The 21,814-nt window shown below is 32.3% G+C and carries 23 protein-coding genes; 22 read left to right on the forward strand and 1 reads right to left on the reverse strand.

Translation table 11 applies throughout. The features are described from left to right. The first annotated feature begins 370 nt into the window (after positions 1–370). The 12 genes from X926_RS07645 to X926_RS07700 all read left to right on the forward strand — a co-directional run bounded on the left by X926_RS07645 (position 371) and on the right by X926_RS07700 (position 11,812). Complete coding sequence (locus X926_RS07645) at positions 371–1,474, forward strand: O-antigen ligase family protein (RefSeq protein ID WP_158245220.1); 1,104 nt, start codon at positions 371–373, stop codon at positions 1,472–1,474. A gap of 231 nt (positions 1,475–1,705) precedes the next feature. Next, a complete protein-coding gene (locus tag X926_RS07650) occupies positions 1,706–1,999 on the forward strand; it encodes a winged helix-turn-helix transcriptional regulator (protein ID WP_233186711.1) in 294 nt (97 codons plus the stop codon). Between the two features lie 101 nt (positions 2,000–2,100). After that, a complete protein-coding gene (locus X926_RS07655) occupies positions 2,101–3,237 on the forward strand; it encodes a polysaccharide pyruvyl transferase family protein (RefSeq protein WP_103065631.1) in 1,137 nt (378 codons plus the stop codon). Positions 3,238–3,265: 28 nt separating this feature from the next. Next, positions 3,266–4,288 carry a Coenzyme F420 hydrogenase/dehydrogenase, beta subunit C-terminal domain gene (locus tag X926_RS07660; RefSeq protein ID WP_158245221.1) on the forward strand — a complete coding sequence of 341 codons (1,023 nt, stop codon included), beginning with the start codon at positions 3,266–3,268 and terminating at the stop codon, positions 4,286–4,288. A 587-nt stretch (positions 4,289–4,875) separates the two neighbouring features. Then, positions 4,876–5,424 (forward strand): winged helix-turn-helix transcriptional regulator, encoded by a 549-nt coding sequence (locus tag X926_RS07665; protein WP_103065632.1) that lies wholly within the window; start codon positions 4,876–4,878, stop codon positions 5,422–5,424. A gap of 35 nt (positions 5,425–5,459) precedes the next feature. Continuing rightward, on the forward strand, positions 5,460–6,662 hold the full coding sequence (locus X926_RS07670) for a hypothetical protein (RefSeq protein ID WP_103065633.1): 1,203 nt from the start codon (positions 5,460–5,462) through the stop codon (positions 6,660–6,662). A gap of 51 nt (positions 6,663–6,713) precedes the next feature. Further along, complete coding sequence (locus tag X926_RS10460) at positions 6,714–6,857, forward strand: NAD(P)-binding protein (protein ID WP_369973687.1); 144 nt, start codon at positions 6,714–6,716, stop codon at positions 6,855–6,857. Between the two features lie 264 nt (positions 6,858–7,121). Next, the gene (rfbF, locus tag X926_RS07680) at positions 7,122–7,892 is read left to right on the forward strand and encodes a glucose-1-phosphate cytidylyltransferase (RefSeq protein ID WP_103065634.1); all 771 of its coding nucleotides are present in this window, start codon (positions 7,122–7,124) and stop codon (positions 7,890–7,892) included. 37 nt (positions 7,893–7,929) lie between these two features. Further along, positions 7,930–8,997 carry a CDP-glucose 4,6-dehydratase gene (rfbG, locus tag X926_RS07685; RefSeq protein WP_103065635.1) on the forward strand — a complete coding sequence of 356 codons (1,068 nt, stop codon included), beginning with the start codon at positions 7,930–7,932 and terminating at the stop codon, positions 8,995–8,997. Between the two features lie 82 nt (positions 8,998–9,079). Further along, positions 9,080–10,369: an NAD(P)/FAD-dependent oxidoreductase gene (locus tag X926_RS07690; RefSeq protein WP_103065636.1), complete on the forward strand. Its 1,290-nt coding sequence runs from the start codon at positions 9,080–9,082 to the stop codon at positions 10,367–10,369. 14 nt (positions 10,370–10,383) lie between these two features. Beyond that, a complete protein-coding gene (locus X926_RS07695) occupies positions 10,384–11,292 on the forward strand; it encodes an NAD(P)-dependent oxidoreductase (RefSeq protein ID WP_103065637.1) in 909 nt (302 codons plus the stop codon). Continuing rightward, positions 11,267–11,812, forward strand: a complete 546-nt coding sequence (locus X926_RS07700; protein WP_103065638.1) for a dTDP-4-dehydrorhamnose 3,5-epimerase family protein — start codon at positions 11,267–11,269, stop codon at positions 11,810–11,812. The genes X926_RS07695 and X926_RS07700 overlap by 26 nt, the downstream gene beginning before the upstream one ends. 100 nt (positions 11,813–11,912) lie before the next feature. On the opposite strand, the gene X926_RS07705 is transcribed toward X926_RS07700, so the two are convergent. Next, on the reverse strand, positions 11,913–12,704 hold the full coding sequence (locus X926_RS07705) for a transposase (protein ID WP_103065639.1): 792 nt from the start codon (positions 12,702–12,704) through the stop codon (positions 11,913–11,915). Positions 12,705–12,882: 178 nt separating this feature from the next. On the opposite strand from X926_RS07705, the gene X926_RS10175 reads away from it, so the two are divergent. From X926_RS10175 to sat, 10 genes are all read left to right on the forward strand, one after another. Then, complete coding sequence (locus X926_RS10175) at positions 12,883–13,026, forward strand: hypothetical protein (protein WP_158245222.1); 144 nt, start codon at positions 12,883–12,885, stop codon at positions 13,024–13,026. A gap of 248 nt (positions 13,027–13,274) precedes the next feature. Further along, complete coding sequence (locus X926_RS10085; protein ID WP_158245223.1) at positions 13,275–13,415, forward strand: hypothetical protein; 141 nt, start codon at positions 13,275–13,277, stop codon at positions 13,413–13,415. After that, positions 13,408–14,859: an oligosaccharide flippase family protein gene (locus X926_RS07710; RefSeq protein WP_103065640.1), complete on the forward strand. Its 1,452-nt coding sequence runs from the start codon at positions 13,408–13,410 to the stop codon at positions 14,857–14,859. Before X926_RS10085 ends, X926_RS07710 begins: the two co-directional genes overlap by 8 nt. Positions 14,860–15,133: 274 nt before the next feature. Next, the gene (locus tag X926_RS10180) at positions 15,134–15,283 is read left to right on the forward strand and encodes a hypothetical protein (RefSeq protein WP_158245224.1); all 150 of its coding nucleotides are present in this window, start codon (positions 15,134–15,136) and stop codon (positions 15,281–15,283) included. 205 nt (positions 15,284–15,488) lie between these two features. Further along, positions 15,489–16,328, forward strand: coding sequence for a polysaccharide biosynthesis C-terminal domain-containing protein (locus tag X926_RS07715; protein WP_255408803.1), 840 nt, complete (start codon positions 15,489–15,491; stop codon positions 16,326–16,328). 11 nt (positions 16,329–16,339) lie between these two features. Further along, positions 16,340–17,125 (forward strand): 3'(2'),5'-bisphosphate nucleotidase CysQ, encoded by a 786-nt coding sequence (gene cysQ, locus X926_RS07720; RefSeq protein ID WP_103065642.1) that lies wholly within the window; start codon positions 16,340–16,342, stop codon positions 17,123–17,125. A gap of 15 nt (positions 17,126–17,140) precedes the next feature. After that, entirely contained in the window at positions 17,141–18,145 is a 1,005-nt protein-coding gene (locus X926_RS07725; protein ID WP_103065643.1) for an inorganic phosphate transporter, read from the forward strand. Between the two features lie 111 nt (positions 18,146–18,256). Beyond that, positions 18,257–18,994 carry a sulfite exporter TauE/SafE family protein gene (locus tag X926_RS07730; protein WP_103065644.1) on the forward strand — a complete coding sequence of 246 codons (738 nt, stop codon included), beginning with the start codon at positions 18,257–18,259 and terminating at the stop codon, positions 18,992–18,994. Between the two features lie 258 nt (positions 18,995–19,252). Further along, positions 19,253–19,858 carry an adenylyl-sulfate kinase gene (gene cysC / locus X926_RS07735; RefSeq protein ID WP_103065645.1) on the forward strand — a complete coding sequence of 202 codons (606 nt, stop codon included), beginning with the start codon at positions 19,253–19,255 and terminating at the stop codon, positions 19,856–19,858. Between the two features lie 71 nt (positions 19,859–19,929). After that, positions 19,930–21,084 (forward strand): sulfate adenylyltransferase, encoded by a 1,155-nt coding sequence (sat, locus tag X926_RS07740; protein ID WP_103065646.1) that lies wholly within the window; start codon positions 19,930–19,932, stop codon positions 21,082–21,084. The last annotated feature ends 730 nt before the right edge of the window (positions 21,085–21,814 follow it).

The following is a 21,814-nucleotide window of genomic DNA, read 5'->3' on the forward strand; positions in this document are numbered from 1 at the left end:
AATGAGGGTGGAGATTAATATATATTTAAAAAATATGAATTCAGAACTAACGATTTTTGTTCTATGTATTTCTAGCGTCATCTTAAACGAAACCATTGGTTATAGTACAGTAGGGATCTATTTTGTTTTGTTCCAAATTTTTTTAATTTTTATTTATTTTATAAGAAAAAACTATTTAAAATCATGGAATTTATTTTTAATTTTTTCTTTGACAGCTTTGGAATTTCCTGCAGACCTCGCATTACGCCCACAAATATATACTTTTAGAACCTTCAGCTTTTTTAATATTTCTGTTTCAACATGGATTCTGATGTTTTTTTTCCTTTATTTTTACTTTATTAAAGGACACATTTTAGAAGTCTTTAAAAATGTGAAAAGATATGAAATAATTATTTATTTGACATTTATTTGTAGTATTTTGATTGGTATTGTCGGTAATATCTTTTCAGATTATAAAATTCAATATTTTATTAGTGATCTACAGTACTATTTAGTTATCTTCTTTTCCCTTTATGTATTTCGAGTTTTTCAAGGCGACAGAGAAAGTTATATTATCGAAAATATTATTATTTATACCTTGGTAAGTAGAAGTTTAATAAATTTCATAGGTTATTCTTCTGGGTCATTGAAGGGTAACTATGGAGGAATAGTTACATTTTCTTATGACGCAATAGATATATTTTCCATATTTTTAATTTTTGCTTTATCCAAAAATAATAGTTTCCTTAAAAACTTTATAATATTAATTTCATGGATATTAGGAATTATTTCAAGCGTTATTTTCCAAAGTAGTGGAAAAAGTATTTTATTTTTGGGTATAGTTTTATTCGAAATAATATTTCTCATTCTTAAATCTAATTCTAAATGGGTGAGGGGCCCAATAATAAAAACTATATTTATTGTTCTAATCACTTTTTTGATAATATTTTCTTTTAATCTTTTAAATTACCTACAACAAGAAAATCAACTTTTACAAATAAAAATGAACCAAGCGATTTCCTTAATTAATTTAAAATGGGTTAATGATCCATATATTTTACCCCCTTCACCCCGAGATAGGGTATTTGAACTTTATAATACTTATTACTATTATTTAGAAAACCCCTTTTATTTTTTGTTAGGTACAGGTATAGGCGGGTATTTTGAAGAAAGCAAATATTATAATCCTACTGCTAGCTCTAAAGGAGGATATAGTGAATATGAAGTTAAAAGTAGACATTTCTATAATCCCCATGCTTCTCCAGCAAATTTATTACTTAAATTTGGTATAGTTGGAGTTATTATTTATGTATGGGCTTTACTTAGAATATTAATGGATAAGAATCGTAGCATATTTACTAAAAATATAGGTTTTTTTGTGGTGCTACTATTTATTGGATTCAGTTTGAAACTAGCCCTATTAGTAGGATACACATTATATACGTTCCTCCCAAAAAATATACAGACAAAGAATAACGTAAAAAATCCTGAGTAAAAGGAAGTTTTAGAATTAATTGTCCTTTGCATTTACTAAACAAAAAGTTTACAAAAAAGGAGTGCCCAGTAGTATTCATTTACCTGGCATCATAGATCATAATTAATTGTCATTGAAATAGTGTAATGGTTAGATAGTATTTATGTTTTTGAAATTGATTTGCTTTTTGTTAGTTGAATATTGTATAATTTTTTTATATTGTTTAAAAATTGAACAAAGGTGTTGAATATTTTGCAAGATAATGAGATACTCATTTTAGAAGAATTAGAAAAGAATTCTAATATAACTCAAAGAGACCTTTCAGAAAAAACAGGGTTATCCTTAGGAATGGTGAACATACTCTTAAAAAAGTTCATCAAAAAAGGGTTTGTCAAATTAGAAAGGTTAAACAGCAAGAGTTTCAGGTACATATTAACCCCTGAAGGATTCAAAGAAAAGAGTAAAAAGACTATAGAGTATATGAAAATATACTACAGAAGAACATTGTTGATAAAACAAAACATAGAAAGAATAACACAAAGATAAATTTGCGGAAAAAGTCCGTCTTCTAATAGTAATAGCAAATAGTAACATTGTTTATAGAATCATAAGCAAGAGAAGAAATATATAGACGAGGGGTGATCAAGATGGAAGGTAACCATAAAAAAATAGGTATCGCCACTTTAACTAATTATTTTAATTATGGAAATAGATTGCAGAATTATGCTTTGCAAGAAATATTAAAACCGTACAGCAAAGAAGTGGAAACTTTAGTAATACCAAAAAATTCTACAAGTTCCCGCCGAACAAAACATTATATAAAAAAACTTTTTTCACAACCTTTGTCAAAAACCGCCAAAACTTTTGCAAGCAAAATTAATTGGAAAATAAAGTATTTGACGAATAAAGATATATTAATTGAAAGAGAACGCAGATTTAAAGACTTTTCTCAAAACTATATTAAAGAAAGGCATTTTAGATCGCTTTACGAAACAAATGAAATATCAGACGAATTTGATTATGTTTTTACTGGAAGCGATCAAGTTTGGAATCCATACTTTATAAAAAATAGGGAACAATATTATTTTCTGCAATTTGTTGAAGAAGAAAAAAGAATCGCTTACGCCCCCAGTTTTGGAATATCTGAAATACCGCAAGAAGTAAAGCAAAAATACAAAGAGTGGTTATCTTCTATTCCCTATATTTCGGTTAGAGAAAAAGAAGGAGCAAGAATAATAAAAGAATTAACTGGAAGAGATGTTCCCGTTTTAGTAGATCCTACGTTGTTGTTAAATAAAGAAGAATGGATAAAAATAGCTAAGGAGCACAAAAATAAACCTAAATCAAAATATTTAATTTGTTATTTTTGGGGGAAAATTCCAAAAGAAAGAAAAACCTTGATAAAAAGAATTGCTGAGAAATATAACTTACAAATAATTAATATTGCAAATTTATCTGATAAAAAAACTTATACTGCTGATCCTTCTGAGTTTATAGATTACATTAACTCTGCTTCCTTGGTGTTGACTGACTCTTATCATGGTTCAGCATTTTCTATTCTTATGGAAACACCTTTCTTTGTTTTTGAAAGAATTGGAGGGCCTTCCATGTATTCTCGAATTAGAACTCTACTTGAAAAGACAAAATTAAAAAATAGAGAAGAAAAAGACATCGATTTGAACAAAAATTTATTAGAAATGGATTTTTCACACGTTCACAGTATTTTAAATGAGGAAAGAAAGAAATCTTTTGATTTCTTAAAAAAAGCTATGAGAATTGAATAGAAAGGAAAACAATTTAGGGGGAAGCGTAGTGATAAACATAACCAAAAAAGAAGAATGTGCGGGTTGTTATGCATGTGTAAATATATGCCCTCAAAATTGTATAATAATGAAAACCGACATTGAAGGATTTTGGTATCCTCTCGTTGAGGTTGATAAATGCACTAATTGCAACCTTTGTGACAAAGTGTGCCCAATTATCAACAAACCAAATGTAAAAAATGAGCCATTAGCTTATTCTTGCTTCAACAAAAATGAGGAGATACGACTAAAAAGTTCATCAGGAGGTATTTTCACCTTAATAGCTGAAGAAATAATAGCTGAAGGGGGAATAGTATTTGGGGCAAGATTTGATAATGATTTTAATGTTATCCATGATTCTGTAGATAATTTAGAAGATTTGAGTTTGTTTGTAGGTTCTAAATATGTTCAGAGAAAAATTGGAGAAACTTATAAAATAGCTAAAAATTATTTGAAGCAAGGAAGAAAAGTACTGTTTTCTGGAACCCCCTGTCAAATAGCTGGATTAAAATCTTTTTTAATGAAGGATTATAACAGCTTATTAACTTTAGATTTTTTTTGTCACGGTGTACCTTCCCCAAAAGTATGGGAAAAGTATGTGGCCTATATGGAAAATAGCGTTGGTTCGAAGATGGTTAGTGTATCTTTTAGAAGTAAAGAGAAAGGTTGGAAATTGTTTTCGATGAGCGCTAGCTTCGAAAACGGATTCAAGTATTCAGAACCTTTGAATAAAGATCTGTATTTAGTGTCTTTCTTAAAAAATCTTTCTTTGAGACCATCATGTTACAACTGCCAATTTAAAGGTATAAATAGGATAAGTGATATTACACTTGCTGATTTCTGGGGGGTTCAAAATATTCTTCCTGATATGGATGACGATCGAGGCACCTCACTAATTTTAATCAACACCAGTAAAGGTCATGAAATGTTTCAAAAGATAAAAAGCAAAATGATGTTTAAGAAAGTTGATTTGGACAAGGCTGTTTTATATAATTCTAATGCAATAACTTCTGTAAGATATAATCCCAAGTGAGATAAATTTTTTCAAGATTTAGATCAATTTCCTTTTGACCAGACAGTGAAAAAATATTCTAAAGAAACTATATTTGCTAAGGTAATAAAGAAAATCAAAGGAAAGTTGAAGTCTATTTTGAAAAAGTTTAATATTACAAATTTAACTTAAAAAGATTTTTTGCTAAGTATATAAAAAATCACCTTAGTAACTATTTTAACTCTCTTCCAAAAAGTGTAGGTAGAAAAAAGATATGAGCAGATGATTAAAGAGTATGTATTTCTAATGGATTTAATTACATTAGGAAAAGATATCTAAAAGAACAAGCATTTATTATTGCTATATCCAGAAAAACTTTGTCTAAAATAAAATACATGGTAAAAATAATTTTGAAAATGATTTTATCCAAGCAAATGGAGGATTGAATTTGAAAGGTGAAAAGAATTGAATCAGTATAAATCCTTAGTCAGAAATTCTTTTTTGTTTGTCGTTGGAAGCTGCAATTACCTACTATTTTAGTGAGAGAATCAAAAGCATTTAACAAATACCAAAATAGTTGCTATAATCTTTTTATATTGTTCAAAAATTGAACGAAGGTGTTGAATATTATGCAAGATAATGAAATACTCATTTTAGAAGAATTGGAAAAGAATTCTAATATAACTCAAAGAGACCTTTCAGAAAAAACAGGGTTATCCTTGGGAATGGTGAACATACTTTTAAAAAAGTTCATCAAAAAAGGGTTTGTTAAATTAGAAAGGTTGAACAGCAAGAGTTTCAGGTACATACTAACCCCAGAAGGATTCAAAGAAAAGAGTAAAAAGACAATTGAGTATATGAAAATATACTATAGAATAACATTGCTGATAAAACAAAACATAGAAAGAATAATACAAACATATGGAAGAAATAGAACTTACGTTCTATTTGGGAAAGATAAAGAAATGAAGGAAATAATAGAAGGGATATTGAAAGAGTTGAGGGTTAGACACATAGCAGAAAACGATGTTGAAAAAATAGAAAGTACAAACGTTGTACTATACTGGAATGTTGAAGATTGGGAAAAACTTGAAGGCTTGAAGTGTGAGTTTTTGATGGGGGAATGTAAAGATATTTTTAATAAACTAATTCCATTTTTTCTTAATTTATTTTTATAAATTAAAGCTATTAAAAGTGAGAGGATGTGATTCATATGAGAATTCTGCGTTTGGGCCATGCGTTTCCTCCTATATCGAGATTTTTAGATTTATTAGGACTTGATGAAATCGAGAAAGTTACTTTCGTTGCATTTAAAAATGAGGAAAAACTTTTTGAAGACCTTCATCGTGCAGCAAAATTTTTCGGCAAAGAAGATATAGTGAAACAAAAAGCTGATTTTAATTTTGTTGACCGTAATTTACTACAAAAGGTGATTAATCGATTTAATAGGAAGTTTGATACAGACTTTCTTGTCAGTAAAATTTATAATTTTAAAGATTTTAATGATAATTATGATTTTGTATGGATCGGAGACAATGAATTCGATGGTTCGAATTTATTAGTAAAAAAAGCAAAAAAATTTTTTAAGATACCAGTATATAGAAGTTATAAAGTAACCCATTTTAAAGAATCAAAATCAGAAAAAAATATGCTTGAATATTCGGATAAATTAATCTTCCCACATGAAGAGTATTTGAACTTTTTTTCTGAGTTATATCAATGGGATTTATCAAACAAAACTTATTTTGCGGATTCAGATTGGCGCTATTCTAAAACCGTTGAATGGGTTAAAAATTTAGAAGTTAAAAAGTTATCGTATTTTGATAATACTCCTCATGTTGTTATTTTGACTGGTAGGGCATTTTGGTATCCTTCTGACAAGCAAACTGGTAATAGGCACTATTATATAGATATAATTAAAGACTTAATAAAGATAGGTGCAAAGGTTCATCTCGATACCTTTAGCATCATTAACAATAGAAAAAGCAAGTCAGTTGATAAGAATAATCCATATTTAGATTTGGCAAAAACAGGTAAATTAATTATTGAACCACCTTCAAAATTATATCCAGGTTCTAAGGATTATTCAAAATTGAAAAGATATGATGCAGGTATACTGCACCCAAAAATGTATGAAGAATTAAAGAAAACAAACTATCCTTTATACAAGTTTCATCAAATCAATATTCCAAACAGATTTTATGAATATGAAATTGCGGATGTTGTTCCTTTATTGGAGAAGAATTCAGCTTATTATATGGAACAATTAATTAATCAAAAAGGTTTTGGTATAGTTTATTCGGATCTAGAAGACCTTAAAAATAAGTTGTGGAAACTTCTTGATCGTCCTCAAGATCCCTCAAGTAACATAAAAACTTTTAAGGATTTCTCAAAAGTTTTAATTCAAAAAATGTAGATAAATAAATTACCTGATTGAGTTGTTTTAAATGGATTGTGATGTTTTATTATTGGGGCAGAATTAACAGGTTCAACAGCCGCAAGAATGTTGGCTGAAAAAGGTAGAAAAGTCTCAATAGTTGAACAGCACAAACATATAACTGGTCACTGTTATGATTACAAAAATCAAGAAGGAATAACCGTACATAAATAGGGACCCCATATTTTCCATACAAACAGTAAAAAAGTACGAGATTTTGTTAAGAGATTTACAGAATTCAATTATTATCAACATAGAGTACTAAGCTATGCAGATGGTAAGTAAGTGCCTTTTCCAATAAATCGAGATACAATAAAAGAAGTTTTTGAAATTGAAATACCAACATTTTTTTGTTTGAACTATAGTAAATTGAATTAAAGTTACTTCTGAGATTTCTGAATCCTATACTAATTAATTGTAACAGGAGGGTTGAATAAAATGAAAGTCGTAATCTTGGCAGGTGGATATGGAACAAGGTTAAGTGAAGAAACAGTAAACATACCGAAACCCATGGTAGAAATTGGTGGAAAACCTATATTATGGCATATTATGAAGATATATTCTCACTATGGCTATAATGATTTTATCATATGCTTAGGATACAAAGGTTATGTAATAAAAGAGTATTTTATGAATTATTTTATGCATATGAGCGATATTACAGTTGATTTAAGCAATGGCGGAATAAAAGTTCACAATTCTAAAGCTGAAAACTGGAAAGTGACTTTAGTAGACACAGGTCTGGATACAATGACTGGTGGTAGAATTAAAAGGATAAAAGATCATTTGAACGGAGAAAGGTTTATGCTTACATACGGGGATGGAGTAGGAGATGTAAACATTAATTCTTTAGTCAAATTCCATGAATCGCATGGAAAATTGGCAACTATGACAGCTGTACAACCTTCTGGCCGTTTTGGAGCGTTGAGAATAAACAACGATAAAAAAGTTGAAAGCTTTGTCGAAAAACCTGCTGGAGACGGAGCTTGGATTAATGGAGGTTTTTTTGTTTTAGAACCTCAGGTAATAGATTATATTAAAGACGATAGTACTACCTGGGAAAGAGAACCCTTGGAAAACTTAACAAAAGAAAGTCAATTATTTGCGTATAAGCATGAAGGCTTTTGGAAACCGATGGATACGTTAAGAGACAAAATCGAATTGGAAAGATTATGGAGTACAAAAGAAGCGCCGTGGAAGGTATGGTAAATTGAATGGTATAGAAAAAGATTAGGAGAGGAAAAAGGTGTTTGATAATTTCTTTAAAAACAAAAAAATATTATTAACTGGACATACTGGTTTTAAAGGAAGTTGGCTAACTGCATGGCTATTAAAATTAGGTGCAGAGGTTTGTGGCCTCGCTTTAGAACCTAATACTAATCCAAGTATGTTTAATATTTTAAAATTAGAAAACAAAATTGAGCACAATATAGGAGATATAAGAAACTCCTTAGAAATAGAAAAAGTTGTAGCTGAGTGTCAACCAGAGATAGTTTTTCATTTGGCAGCTCAACCGCTAGTTAGGGTATCGTATGAAGAGCCGAAATTTACTTATGAAACGAATGTAATTGGGACACTTAATCTTTTTGAGGCAATAAGAAAAGTTGACAGTGTAAAAACTATAATAAATGTAACATCGGACAAATGCTATGAAAACAAAGAATGGGTGTGGGGGTATAGGGAAGATGAACCTATGGGAGGCTATGACCCTTACTCTTCAAGTAAAGGTTGTGTAGAACTTTTAAGTTCTTCCTATAGAAGAAGTTTTTTTGAGAAAAGAAATATAAATTTATCAACTGCAAGAGCAGGAAATGTTATTGGTGGGGGAGATTGGGCAAAAGATAGATTGATACCTGATGTAGTAAGAGCACTCTCCAAAAATCAAGAAATAAAGATTAGAAATCCTCGAGCTATAAGACCATGGCAACATGTTCTTGAACCTTTATATGGTTATCTTTTATTAGCAAAGAAAACATATGAGAAAAATCAATTTGTAGGCGCATGGAATTTTGGACCGTACGATTCAGACATTTTAACAGTTGAAGAAGTGGTGAAATTAGCAATCAAAAAATGGGGAAAAGGAAGTTACATCGAAGAAAAAAATATTGAAGAGCCTCATGAGGCAATGATGTTGAAGTTGGATATTAGTAAAGCGAGATACTATTTAAAATGGGAACCTACTTACAACTCTATACAAGCAATAGAAAAAACAATAGAGTGGTACAAAAATTATTTTGAAAACATGTCAGATATGTTTGAGTACACGAAAAAACAAATAGAAGAATTTGAAAATGAAGAGAGAAACAAAAAATAAAATCTAACAAAATTAATGCAAATAAAGTAATATAAAAAGCCAAAATTATTTAAATTCTTATCAAGTGAGGTAATAAATAAAAATGGGAAAAAAGGTAGTAATATTAGGAGCTGGCATCAGTGGACTTTCAACAGGGTATCATTTAAAATTAAAGGGAATAGATTCTTTAATTCTTGAAAGAAATGAAAGTTATGGTGGGTTATGTGATAATTTTACAATTGATGGATTTAGGTTTGACAAGTTTGTTCACTTTTCATTTACAAAAAACAAATACGTTATGAACCTATTTAAACAATCTACAGATTATTATGAACATCCGCCCTTGTCTTCCAATTATTATAAGGGGGTTTGGTTAAAACATCCTGTTCAAAACAATCTATACCCTCTTCCCGCTAAGGAAAAAGTAAAAATCATAATGGACTTTATAAATTCACCTAAATACGAAAAAATCAAAAATTATCAGGAATGGTTAAGGGCATCATATGGCGTTTATTTTTCTGAAAATTTCCCAGAGGTGTATACAAGAAAATATTGGACGGTAGAAGCTAAAAAAATGAACACCGATTGGATATCGAATCGAATGTATAGACCGAGCTTAGAAGAAATTTTATACGGTGCTATGTCTCAAGAAACGCCAAATGTTTACTATGCTTCTGAAATGAGATATCCAAAAAAAGGTGGTTACAAATCTTTTCTCGGGTATATAAGGAATTTTAATAATATTGAATTCAATAAAGAAGTAGTGAAAATAGATTTAAAAAATAAAATTATATTTTTAAGTGATGGAACAACTGAAAAATATGATATCCTTGTTTCAAGCATTCCTTTACCTGAAATAATAAAGATGAGTTTGAACGTTCCACAAGAAATTTTACAAGCCAGCCAGAAACTTTCCTTCACTTCAGGTGCATTAGTTTCTTTAGGCTTAAAAAAAATTAAACCAACTAAAGACTTATGGCTTTATTTTTATGACGAAGACATCTTTCCAGCACGAATATATTTTCCACACTTAAAATCACCTGATAATGTTCCAGAAGGTTATTATTCTTTGCAAGCTGAGACTTACTTTTCGGCTTATAAACCTCTAAATATGGATGACACAGCAATTTTAGATAAAACCATAAAACAACTTAGCGATGTAGGATTGTTTGATAAAGAAGATGTGATTGTGAAAGATATTAGGAAAGAAAAATATGCGAATATAATATACGATCACAATATTCATGAATCAAGAAAAACTATACATAACTTCTTAAAAAGCAACAATATATTTTATGTAGGAAGATTTGGTCAGTGGGCTTATTTATGGAGTGATCAAAGTCTAGTTTCAGGTAAAATTGTTGCAGATAAAATTTCAAAAATTTTTGTATAAAGGGGCATACAAAAATGAATATAGTTGTTACCGGAGGAGCAGGATTTATTGGAAGGAACTTAATAAAGGCTTTATTGAAACTTGGTCATAATATTACTGTAATTTATAGAGAAACCATTCCATTTGAATTTAACGGAAAGGTTCAGTTGGTTAAGTATTCGGGTAATTACCTTGACTTGGAGAAAAATTTAACAGACAAACATATAGATATAGTTATACATTTAGCTACTTATTTTACATCAAGTCATAAAACTGAAGAAATTTTAAGACTTTTAGATTCAAATATTTGTTTTGGGACTTATTTATTGGAATTTATGAAAAATCATAATATTAAAAATTTTATTAACACTACTACTTTTGCAACCTCTATTGATGAAAGCTCTTACAATCCACAGAATCTATATAGCGCTACAAAAAAAGCATTTGAAGATATCCTAATATATTATGCCCGGGCAGAAAAAATAAAGGTCATAAATTTAGAATTGTCAGATACTTACGGCCCGGGTGATACGAGACCGAAATTTTTAAATCTCTTGTTAAAGGCAATAATAAACAACGAAGAATTCAATATGTCACCAGGGGAACAGGAAGTTTGTTATATTCATGTAAAAGATGTTATAAATGCTTATTTGAAAGCTATGGACTTGTTAATTCAAGGCACTGAAGAACAATATGCTAGTTATTCTGTATATGGACCAAAAGTAATGACGCTAAACAAATTGGTAGAAGATGTGCAAACAATTCTAGGGAAGAAAATAAAAGTAAATAAAGGATTCTATCCATATAGGAAAAGAGAAGTAATGCAATATTTTCCTAAATATCCAAAATTACCCGGTTGGCAGCCTCAAGTTAGTTTAAAAGAAGGAATACTCGAATTAGTAGAGGAGGGGAAAAATAATGAGAATCATACAGACGAATATTGAAGGTTTGTTTGTTTTTGAAAATTTGCCTAATTTCTCCGATTTACGTGGAAGATTATTTAAACCTTTTAGCTACTCTTTTTTTGTGGAAAATGAAGATATAAATACTCAGATAAAAGAAGTTTGGTTTACCTTTTCTCATCAAGGGGTTATAAGGGGAATGCATCTACAAATAGGAGAATTTGCATGTGAAAAAATTGTTTCTGTGATCCAAGGTGGAGTGCAAGACGTTGTTCTTGATTTGAGAAAGGATTCAAAAACTTTTAAGGAAGTTTTTGAAGTAACGCTAAATGAAAATGAAAATGCTATTTATATTCCAAAAGGTTGTGCTCATGGTTACAAGGTTCTTAGGGATTATACAATTACTATGTATATGGCAACAGATATACATTCTAATGACAATGATGTTGGGGTAAAATGGGATAGTTTTGGGTATGATTGGGGGATTAAAAATCCCATCTTATCTACTAAAGATGAATCTTTACCGTCTTTAGAAGAATTTTTGAAAAGATATAAAATTTAAATATATTAAATATAATAGAACAAATAATCTTTAATGTGAGTTTTAAAAACAATCTACTCATAAAAATAAAATTAGGTTCCAACACGAAAATATTGGGTAATTAAGCTGGAGTTAAATTCAGTTTACCAAGGGCAACAAAGATAAACAAAAAATACTTAGCTGCATAAGAAGGTTTTTTGTAATCGAACATCTTTTTAAACTCAAGTACCAATCCGTAGGCTTGAACTGTGTCAAGATGTTGATATTCCATCAATTCATCGAGTCTGGTTTTATCTTTCTTGGTAAGGTTGTTAGGATTTTTTAATAGCAAGTATTTTGTCCTTTTGAGTATTTCATGGTACCCTTTATTCTCTCTGGCTCTCACTTTATCAAGTTGGACACTTAATACATTAAGCACATGGAATTTGTCAAATATTATCTTTGCTTTTGGGAAATGTTTCCTTGCTCCAGCTTTGAAAGGTACCGACATATTCTTTGAAACGTAAAAGTCTAATATTCTCCACAATCTATTTTGGGTTATATTATACTTTTTAGCCATCTCGGCAACCGTCATGTGGTTGTACAACTCGAGGATAAAAGCTTCAAACAACAAGGTGAATCCAGAGTTTTTTCGATCGCAAGGAACCTCTACAATCTTTGTCCCATCATCTGTTTTTATCCTAGCTACCCTAGCATGTATGTATGTTTCATATTGGAATAGGTTTAAGTGTCTCCAACTTCTTTGAACCGTATCGTATGCGCTGTAATATTTACCGTTGTATTCAAACTTTGCACCTTTTTTGAAATCCACATATATGTTGATTGTATTTCCTTGTTGTTCTATCTTTGCTATGTACCATGGCTCTGTTATATTCAGTATCTGTTCAAAGAATTTGGGTAGCTCTTTTCTCATCTGGTATCACTCCTTATGTATTTTGTGTTTTCTTATCTGATACCAGATTATTTAATCATTTGTTCATATTTCATTTTTTCTACCCACACTTTTTGGAAGAGAACCTAAAATATTCCCTTTTATTACTAAAGAAAGAATTCAAGGTTTTCCAAACAGAAGAATTGAAATTGAAGATATTATGAGTAATATTGTGCAGGGTGATAATTATAGTTTTTATATTTGTGGTAACGATGAATTTGTTGAAAAATATGCCATGGGGCTCAAAACGAAAAATATAGATACTATTTATACAGAAAGTTGGGATAAGAGTTTTATTCAATAGTAGAGAATTTCCATGCTATTGTTAATCGCATATTCACTTGCTTCATCATGAGTTACCTAATTTCAGATTTATATTTTCGCTAACAATGATGACAAAAAAAGTTAGGCTACGAACCAGAAACAAAGTTTGAAGAAGGGATAAAAAGAACGATAGATTGGTACCTTGAAAACAAAGGATGAATGGAGATAGAAATTCAGCTTCTTGATAGATATACTTGGGATTCGACAAGCAGGAGAAAGTTTCAGTATTTGGTTAGCTATAGCAACAGTCTGATTGATGGTAGTTATTTAAGAAAAAAAGCTATGGGCTTTTCGTGGAGGAGTATTGTAGAAAGAGAAATAGAGGTTTATAACGAAGTCTTAAATAAATTTGGAGGAAGTAATGCCTAAAGAAAGAGAGTTTATTAAATCTTTTTTTCAATTTTCAATAGGTCAATGGATAGCTGCTTTGATTTCTTTCATCACTACCCCTATTACCACTTGGCTTATAATCCCAGAAGAGTTTGGTAAGGCGTCGATGTTTACCCTCGCTTTCAATTTACTTCTCAACGTTGCACTTCTTGGAGCAGATCTGAGCTTTATTAGGATGTTTTATGAAAAGCCTGAGGATAAGAGAAGAGATTTGCTTTGGGATTCTTTGCTGCCGAGTTTGAGTATAGGTGTTGTGGTTTTTTTTGTAATCGGTATTTTTTGGAGAGAGCTGTCTTTCGTTCTTTTTGGAGATTATAATCATTTTCTTCCGATTTTTTTGTTGGGGGTTACTATATTAGTTGGTATTTTAGAGAGATTTTCCACTTTGGCTGTTCAGATGAAAAAAAGAGGTATCGCTTTTTCTACGTTGAGGGTAGTAAACGGAGTAACAAATGCGGTTTTTACGATTTTATACGCCCTATTCGTTTCAAGAAGTTTTTATGCCGTTATCGTTGGTTTGTTTTTTTCTCATGTAGTTACCGCTATATTAGCGATCTTTTTTGAAAGAGAATTGTGGTTTGGTAAGTTCAAGATTGATTTTAAATCGATAAAAGCGATTGTTAGATACGGTCTTCCTTTTGTTCCTACTTCTCTAATCATTTGGTTTTTTCAATCGATAGATAGGTTGGCACTAAGAAATTATTCTGATTTTACAGAAATAGGTTTGTATTCTGCTGCTTTCAAAGTGGTTTCAGTGATGAGCTTAATTCAAGCAGGGTTTACTACGTTTTGGATTCCTGTTGCTTATGAAAGTTATGAAAAAGATCCCCAGAGTAAGGGAATTTTTGAGAAGGCCTCCGTGTTTATGGCAGCTGCGATGTTTGTGTTTGGATTGCTTATAGTTGTGTTTAAAGATGTGATATTTTTGCTTTTAGAAAGTTCTTATAGGCAGGCTGCTGGGATTAGTTCTTTTTTGATTTTGATGCCTATTATGGGAACTGTTGACTATGTCACTCGCCAAGGGATAAGTTTTAAAAAGAAAACCTATTGGCATACAGTAAGAGCAATTATATCTGCTGGTGTTAATGTATTTGGGAATTTGATGCTTGTTCCTGTATATGGTGCAAAAGGTGCAGCTCTTTCCACAGGACTCTCTTACATTGTTTACTTTTCAATAAGTACATATATTTCCCAAAAACTGTATCCGGTGAATTACCATTTGGGTAAATTTTATATTAGTACCTTTGTTTTTGTGGTCGTTGCTTTTATAAACGCTTTTGTTCCTAATATGGTTTTTCAAGTTGTGTCTGCTGTTTTGGGTTTAGTTGTTGTGATGTTCGTGTATAGAGAACAGGTGAAATATGTGTTTGATTTAGGGATTGATTTGATGAAGGAAGTGAAGGGAAGGGTTGTTAGTAGGTGAGAGGGTTATTGGTAGGGCTTCGCCCTGTCACCTTTCAAAAGTTAATTGTTTTGATGTAAATGCGCTTAGTCTTTGTTAACGCCCTTTCGTTTGGCTCTGCACCCCACAATTGGCCTTTATGAGGTTTGCTTCTTCATTCCACAACTCACCCACAAGGAAAGAGAGCTTTACCCGTTTTTCTCAGTTCGTACCTATGCACATACTAAACGTACGTGTTTTTTCTATATATAGTAGTTTTGTATTGTTTAAGATTTGAGCTAAGGTGTCGCGTGTTATGATAGAGCGGTTATATAAAATTCCATTTGCAAAAGAGGAAAAGAGAATGTTTGAAACCGATCAACCAATTGAATCTTGGAGAGATGATATTTTAGGCAGAACTTCATTTGCTCAAGCCGTTGGTGAAGCCATTCTTAGTTATAAATAAAAAGATAGTATCGTAAGATGATTGGAAAAGGATTCTAATATAATTCAAAGAGCCTTCTAGAAAAAACAGGGTGCAATTCCTAAACTGGGTATGGCAAGTGGCATTGTATCATTTTTGTCTAGAAATACTATTAGTAAGGAAGAAAAAAGAAGTATTTTAAGTTTTAGTTTACTTTTATCTGGGGTCTTAAGTTTAATCGTCATTGTTGTTAGTTATCTTAATAAGATTCTCATTGCCTTTGTTGTTCACTGGTGTGGTATCGATCATCACTCATAATGTTGATCAGTACATGATTGGGTATATGAGAGGGGCAACTGAGGTGGGTATTTACAGGATAGCCTTACAGTTTGGTACATTTTCCAGTATGGCTTTGATAGCTGTGAACACCGTTTTCGCACCCCTCATTTCCAATCTTTTTCACGATAACAGAATTAGTGATCTATCTAATATGTATAAATTAACTACGAAATGGATTACCGCGATAAATCTGATGATATTCGGGATGATACTGGTTTTTTCTGAAGACATCATGCATCTTGCAGGAGAAGAATTTATGGCAGGTTCCGTTGCTTTGATCTTGGTGTGTCTTGGCCAGATTATCAACTCAATAGTTGGTTCTGTAGGAATGCTAAATATTATGACAGGACATCCTCAGTTGAATTTAATTGCAAGTGGTATTGGTATGACTAGTAATGTGGCTCTAAATTTGCTTTTGATAAAGCCGTTAGGTGTCAACGGAGCTGCTATCGCAACAGCAGTTTCTCTAGGGACACAAAATATAATAAATTTCATTTTTATGTACAAGAACTTAAAGATTCATCCGTATGACAAGAGTTATATTTCTTTGTTTGGAGTTTTAGCCTTATCTACTGTCACTGTTTTTATTTTGTCTAGTTTTATGGATATTAATTATCTACTTAGGCTTATTATTTGTGGGATTGTATACAGTGCTTTATTCGTATTTTTGGTGTTTAAATTTGTAATGAGTGAGTATGAGGTAAATACTTTAAAAAGAGAAGTTAAGAAAGTTTTCAAAAAAGCTTAGGGGTTGATTAAATGGAGAAGTATCAAGAAAAAGCGAATTATCTTAAGTCTTTGGTTATCGAAGCTGGGAAGGCGATAATGGAGGTATATGAAAGGGAGTTCGATGTTGAATTAAAAGAGGATAATTCGCCTCTGACCGAGGCAGATAAGAAGTCAAATTCTATTATAGTCAATAGACTTAGAGAGGTTTTTACCAATTATGCTGTTCTTTCTGAAGAGTCAAAAGATGACAAAAGTAGGTTAAATAACAACTTTTGTTTTATAGTTGACCCTTTGGATGGTACCAAAGAGTTTATAAAACAAAACGGGCAATTTACAGTTAATATAGCCCTTTGTTATAAAAAAAGGCCTATTTTGGGGGTTGTTTATGCACCTGCAATTAAAAAACTTTATTATGCCTTTAGAGGTGAAGGGGCATATTTAGAAGATGTTGAAAGCCGTGAAGTGAAAAGGCTTAAAGTTACGGATAAAACAAACAATCTGATCATAGTAGCCAGTAAATCTCACTCTTCTCAGAAGGAGAAGGAGCTTATAGAAGAGCACAAAGAGCTTATCAGTGATGTGATATATGCCGGAAGTTCACTCAAGGGTTGTATGGTAGCAGAGGGTAAAGCGGATGTTTATTATCGCTTTGGGCTTACTTCCGAGTGGGATACAGCCGCTATGCACTGCATAGTCGAAGAATCTGGAGGGATATTCAGGCAGTTGGATGGTTCAGAAATGTTGTACAATAGAGAAAGCGTTCTCAACGAAAAAGGTTTTTATGTTGTGAATAGAGAAGAAAATATCTGGGTTTAAGTAGGAAGGAGTAAAATGTTCGATATAGCGTTGATACCTTTATTGGCAGCAATATTCTTGGCAATAAATATGGGAGGAAGCGGGATAGCAGCCGCTTTTTCCTCTTCTTATGGGGCGAACTTGATTAGAAAAGATTTGATCCCAGGTTTGTTTGGCGCCTTTGTGTTGATGGGGGCGTTATTTTCAGGGGAGAAGGTAACTCAGACCATTGGTACTGGAATAGTTCCTGAATCTTATTTCACGTTAGCTGTGACAACGATTTTATTGATTTCTGTTGGGATCTCTATTCTTCTTGCGAACCTTTTGAGGGTTCCTCAATCTACTAGCCAATCAACCGTATTTGCCCTTATGGGTATTGGAATTTATCTATCTGATATCAATACCGAAAAACTTTTATTCCAAATTGTGCCTGCGTGGTTTTATTTGCCTTTTTTCTCTTTTTTGTTCACCTTTATTCTGGGAAAGTTTATATACAAGCCTATTAGGAAGAAAACGTTCATCAACTTCAATTTGATTAAAGATCATCCCGTTATTAAATATTCCGTTATTTTTAGTTCTTGTTATGTTGCATACGCTATAGGGGCTAACAATGTAGCCAACGCAAGTGGAACGATCTTTTCTTTGTTGTACAACACCATGGGTGAGGCTGTAGATGGTGCTTTTTTGTTTATTATAGTGACTTTATTGATTGCTCCATGGTTTGGAATCGGGGGTTCTATATTTAGTACCCGTGTGTTAGAAACAACGGGGAAGAACATCATAGAATTTGGACCGTTGGGGGCCCTGTCTATTTCAGTGATAACCGGAACTTTGTTGATTTTAGCTTCCGTGTATGGTGGAATTCCAGTCGCCTTGGCACAACTTAATGTAGGTGCGATACTTGGATTGGGGGTGTACAAAGAAGGACTTAGAAATACTTTTAATAAAAAAACGGTGAAAAGAATACTGATTGTTTGGGTCGTTTCACCTATTATTGCGTTTGTGATTTCATATTTATTGATGAGTATTTATATGGGATGAGCTTTGGATCGATTAATTTTAGGATCTTTAAACTGTTAAAATTTTAACTTGACTTTACCCTCCGATCAGAGTATAATACTCTAAATAGAGTGTTATGAGGAGGGGTAGTGGATGGAGACTTTCTGGTTTTTTGTAATCGTTGGATTTTTGGCTCAAGTGGTTGATGGGGCATTAGGGATGGCTTACGGGACTGTTTCAAACGCTCTTTTGCTTACTGCAGGTGTGGCCCCTGCGATATCAAGTGCCTCTGTTCATTTTGCTGAAATTTTCACCACCCTTATATCAGGATACTCTCATCTTAAGTTTGGTAATGTTGATAAAAGCCTTTTTAAAAAGCTTGTGATACCAGGTATCATCGGTGGAATTACTGGAGCGTATATATTATCTAACATTGACGGAAGCAAAATTGAACCTTTTATCGGGATCTATTTGTTGATAATGGGTTTAAGAATTTTATTTAAAGTATTTACTATTAACAAACCTTCAAAAGAAAAAATAACGAAAAGAAGGCATTACTCTATCTTAGGATTAGTGGGAGGCTTTTTTGATGCCATTGGTGGTGGAGGATGGGGACCAATTGTTACTTCTACTTTAGTGTCTGATGGCAAGCACCCTGGAAAAACAGTTGGTTCTGTCAACGCTGCAGAGTTTTTTGTGACTGTCTCTGAAGTAGCTACCTTCATTACTTTATTGGCACAGTTTAATTGGCAAGTGATTATAGGATTGATTGTTGGTGGTGTTATAGCAGCTCCCATGGCTGCTTTTATGACCAAAAAGATTCCTACAAAAGTACTGATGGTTTCATTGGGGTGTATAATAACCATATTAAGTATAAGAATGATTGTGTAGTGAATTTTAACTTAGACATTTTAGAAATTTAGATAATTTTCAACAATAAAATTATGATTTTAAAAGGGTTACAGGGCGGAGTCCTCCCCCAAACTATGGGGCGGGCTGCGGGGTGAAAGGGCAAAGACCCTTTTATCCTTAAGGGTGGGCAGCGGGCCAAAGCCATACTCTTTTATCCTTAAGGGTGGGGAGCGGGGGAAGGGCGCTAAAACAAGCTTTAAAGTTTTTAAAGACAGTAAGCTTTTGGGAGGTATAAAAGTGGAAAGAAAAAAGAGTGAAAATGTAGTATGGCATGCTGGAAAGGTAAAAAAAGAAGACAGAGAAAAACTTTTAGGACAAAAGGGAGTAATCCTTTGGTTTACGGGGTTATCTGGATCTGGAAAATCTACTATAGCACATGATTTGGAAGAAAGATTGTTAAAAATGGGAAAGTTGTCGTATGTTTTAGATGGAGATAACATCAGACATGGTTTAAATGGTGATTTAGGATTTTCTCCAGAAGATAGAGAGGAAAATATTAGAAGGATAGGCGAGGTTGCAAAATTATTTGCAGATCTTGGGATAATTACAATGACAGCATTCATTTCTCCATACAAAAAAGACAGGCAGAGGGTAAGAGAGTTAGTAAAAGATGGAGAATTTATAGAGATATACGTAAAATGCCCAATTGATGAATTAAAAAACAGAGACCCAAAGGGTATGTACGAAAAAGCTATTAAAGGAGAAATAAAAAATTTTACAGGGATTTCAGCTCCCTACGAAGAACCAGAGAATCCCGAATTAATTTTGAACACTGATGTAGAAAGCGTAGAAGAATCGGTTGAAAAGGTTATTGAATATTTAAAAAACAATGATATCATTTGAATAAATCGGGTGGGGAGCGGGGGAAGGGCGCTAAAACAGTTTTATGAATAAAACCTATGGAGGTCTGAAAAATGATTGAGCCACATGGTGGGAAATTGGTCAACAAAATAGCTACTGAAGAAGAAAAGAAAGAATGGTTAAATAAGTCGAAAGAGTTGAAAAGTATAAGCGTAACTTATTTTGATCTATCTGAGTTAGAAAACATTGCGACTGGTCTATTCAGCCCCTTAGAAGGGTTTATGACAAAAGAAGATTACGATTCTGTTTTAAACAACATGAGGTTATCTAACGGAACGGTATGGTCTATTCCAATAATTTTATCGGTAAAAAAAGAGATTGCGGACGAATTAAAAGTGGGAGAAGATGTATTGATAAAGAACCAAGAAGATTCAAAAGAGTACGCTATACTACATCTTCAAGAAAAGTACGAAAGAAGGAAAGAAGAAGAGGCGTTGAAGGTTTACAAAACGCAAGACAAAGCCCACCCTGGGGTGAAGTTTCTCTACGAGCAAGGAGAAATAGCATTAGGTGGGGAGATTACCTTACTCAACAGAATAGAGCATGAAAACTTTCAAGAGTTCAGATTCGACCCAAAAGATACAAGAAAGATATTCTCTGAAAAAGGTTGGAAAACGATAGTAGCCTTTCAAACGAGAAATCCCATACACAGGGCACACGAGTATTTACAAAAAACAGCGCTTGAAATCGTCGATGGTTTGTTCTTAAACCCGTTGGTGGGGAAAACCAAAGATGAAGACATCCCCTCCGATGTGAGGATGAAATCCTACGAAGTTATACTGGACAAGTATTACCCAAAAGAAAGGGTATTTTTAGGGGTGTTTCCTGTTAACATGAGATACGCAGGACCAAAAGAAGCGATCTTTCATGCGATATGTAGAAAGAATTATGGATGTACACATTTTATTGTAGGAAGAGACCATGCAGGTGTTGGAGATTACTATGGAACTTATGAAGCTCAAGAGATATTTGACCAGTTTAAACCCGAAGAGATAGGGATAGTACCGCTAAAATTTGAACATGCATTTTATTGCAAAAAATGTGAAAACATGGCAACGGCAAAAACATGTCCACACGGAAAAGAAGACCATGTGTTCCTCAGTGGAACAAAGGTAAGGGAGATGCTTTCAAAAGGAGAAAAACCACCAAAAGAGTTCACAAGAGCCGAGGTTGCAGAAATACTAATGGAATACTATATGAACAAATGATTTAGTTATTTTTTAGATAAAATATTAGATTGTTGGGAAATATACAAGGCGTCTGTATAAGGCGTCTTTTTTATTGGTTGAGTCTTTATGTTTTCGACTGTGGAACAAAGATTGGCAAATTCTGTGGATTTTTGATCTATGTTTAGATTAGTAAGTGAAGGTGCAATGTAAGGAGAAAATTTGTTGTTAATTATGTAGTAGAGAGATAAAATTTTTTTGAGAAAGGATATGAGAGTTATGATTAAAAAAATAGGAAAAATGTTATTAAAATAGCTATAGGATACTTTTATTGGATACTTGTACTTTTTTGGAGAACAGTTGAAAAATTTAAAAGAAGGTAAAATATTCAAATGTCTCTTCGAAATATCGGTTTTTTTATAGTTATTGTAGATTGATAATTATTTGATTGAGTTTTTAATTAATCTTTAGATAGGTATTATAGAGGAACTTTTTTCCACTAAAAACTGATTATTAAGATTGAATTTATACCCAATCTTTTCATTACCATATAGTATAATCTAATGCGGGATCATATTTCCCCCCCACTTTAGTATTGTTTGAGAATCCGCCTTAATCCTTAGACCTCTTCTAGGGCGTTTCCTTCTCATACGGCCTTGAAAGGACAATCAAGTATTGGTCCTTTAAATTTTGCAAATTCTAATGGTATAAGGTTTAACCCAATAAAATATAAACATCAATCAATTTGCATAGAATGCACTATAGATAACAA

The organism is Petrotoga sp. HWHPT.55.6.3 (assembly GCF_002895495.1).
GTDB lineage: Bacteria > Thermotogota > Thermotogae > Petrotogales > Petrotogaceae > Petrotoga > Petrotoga mobilis.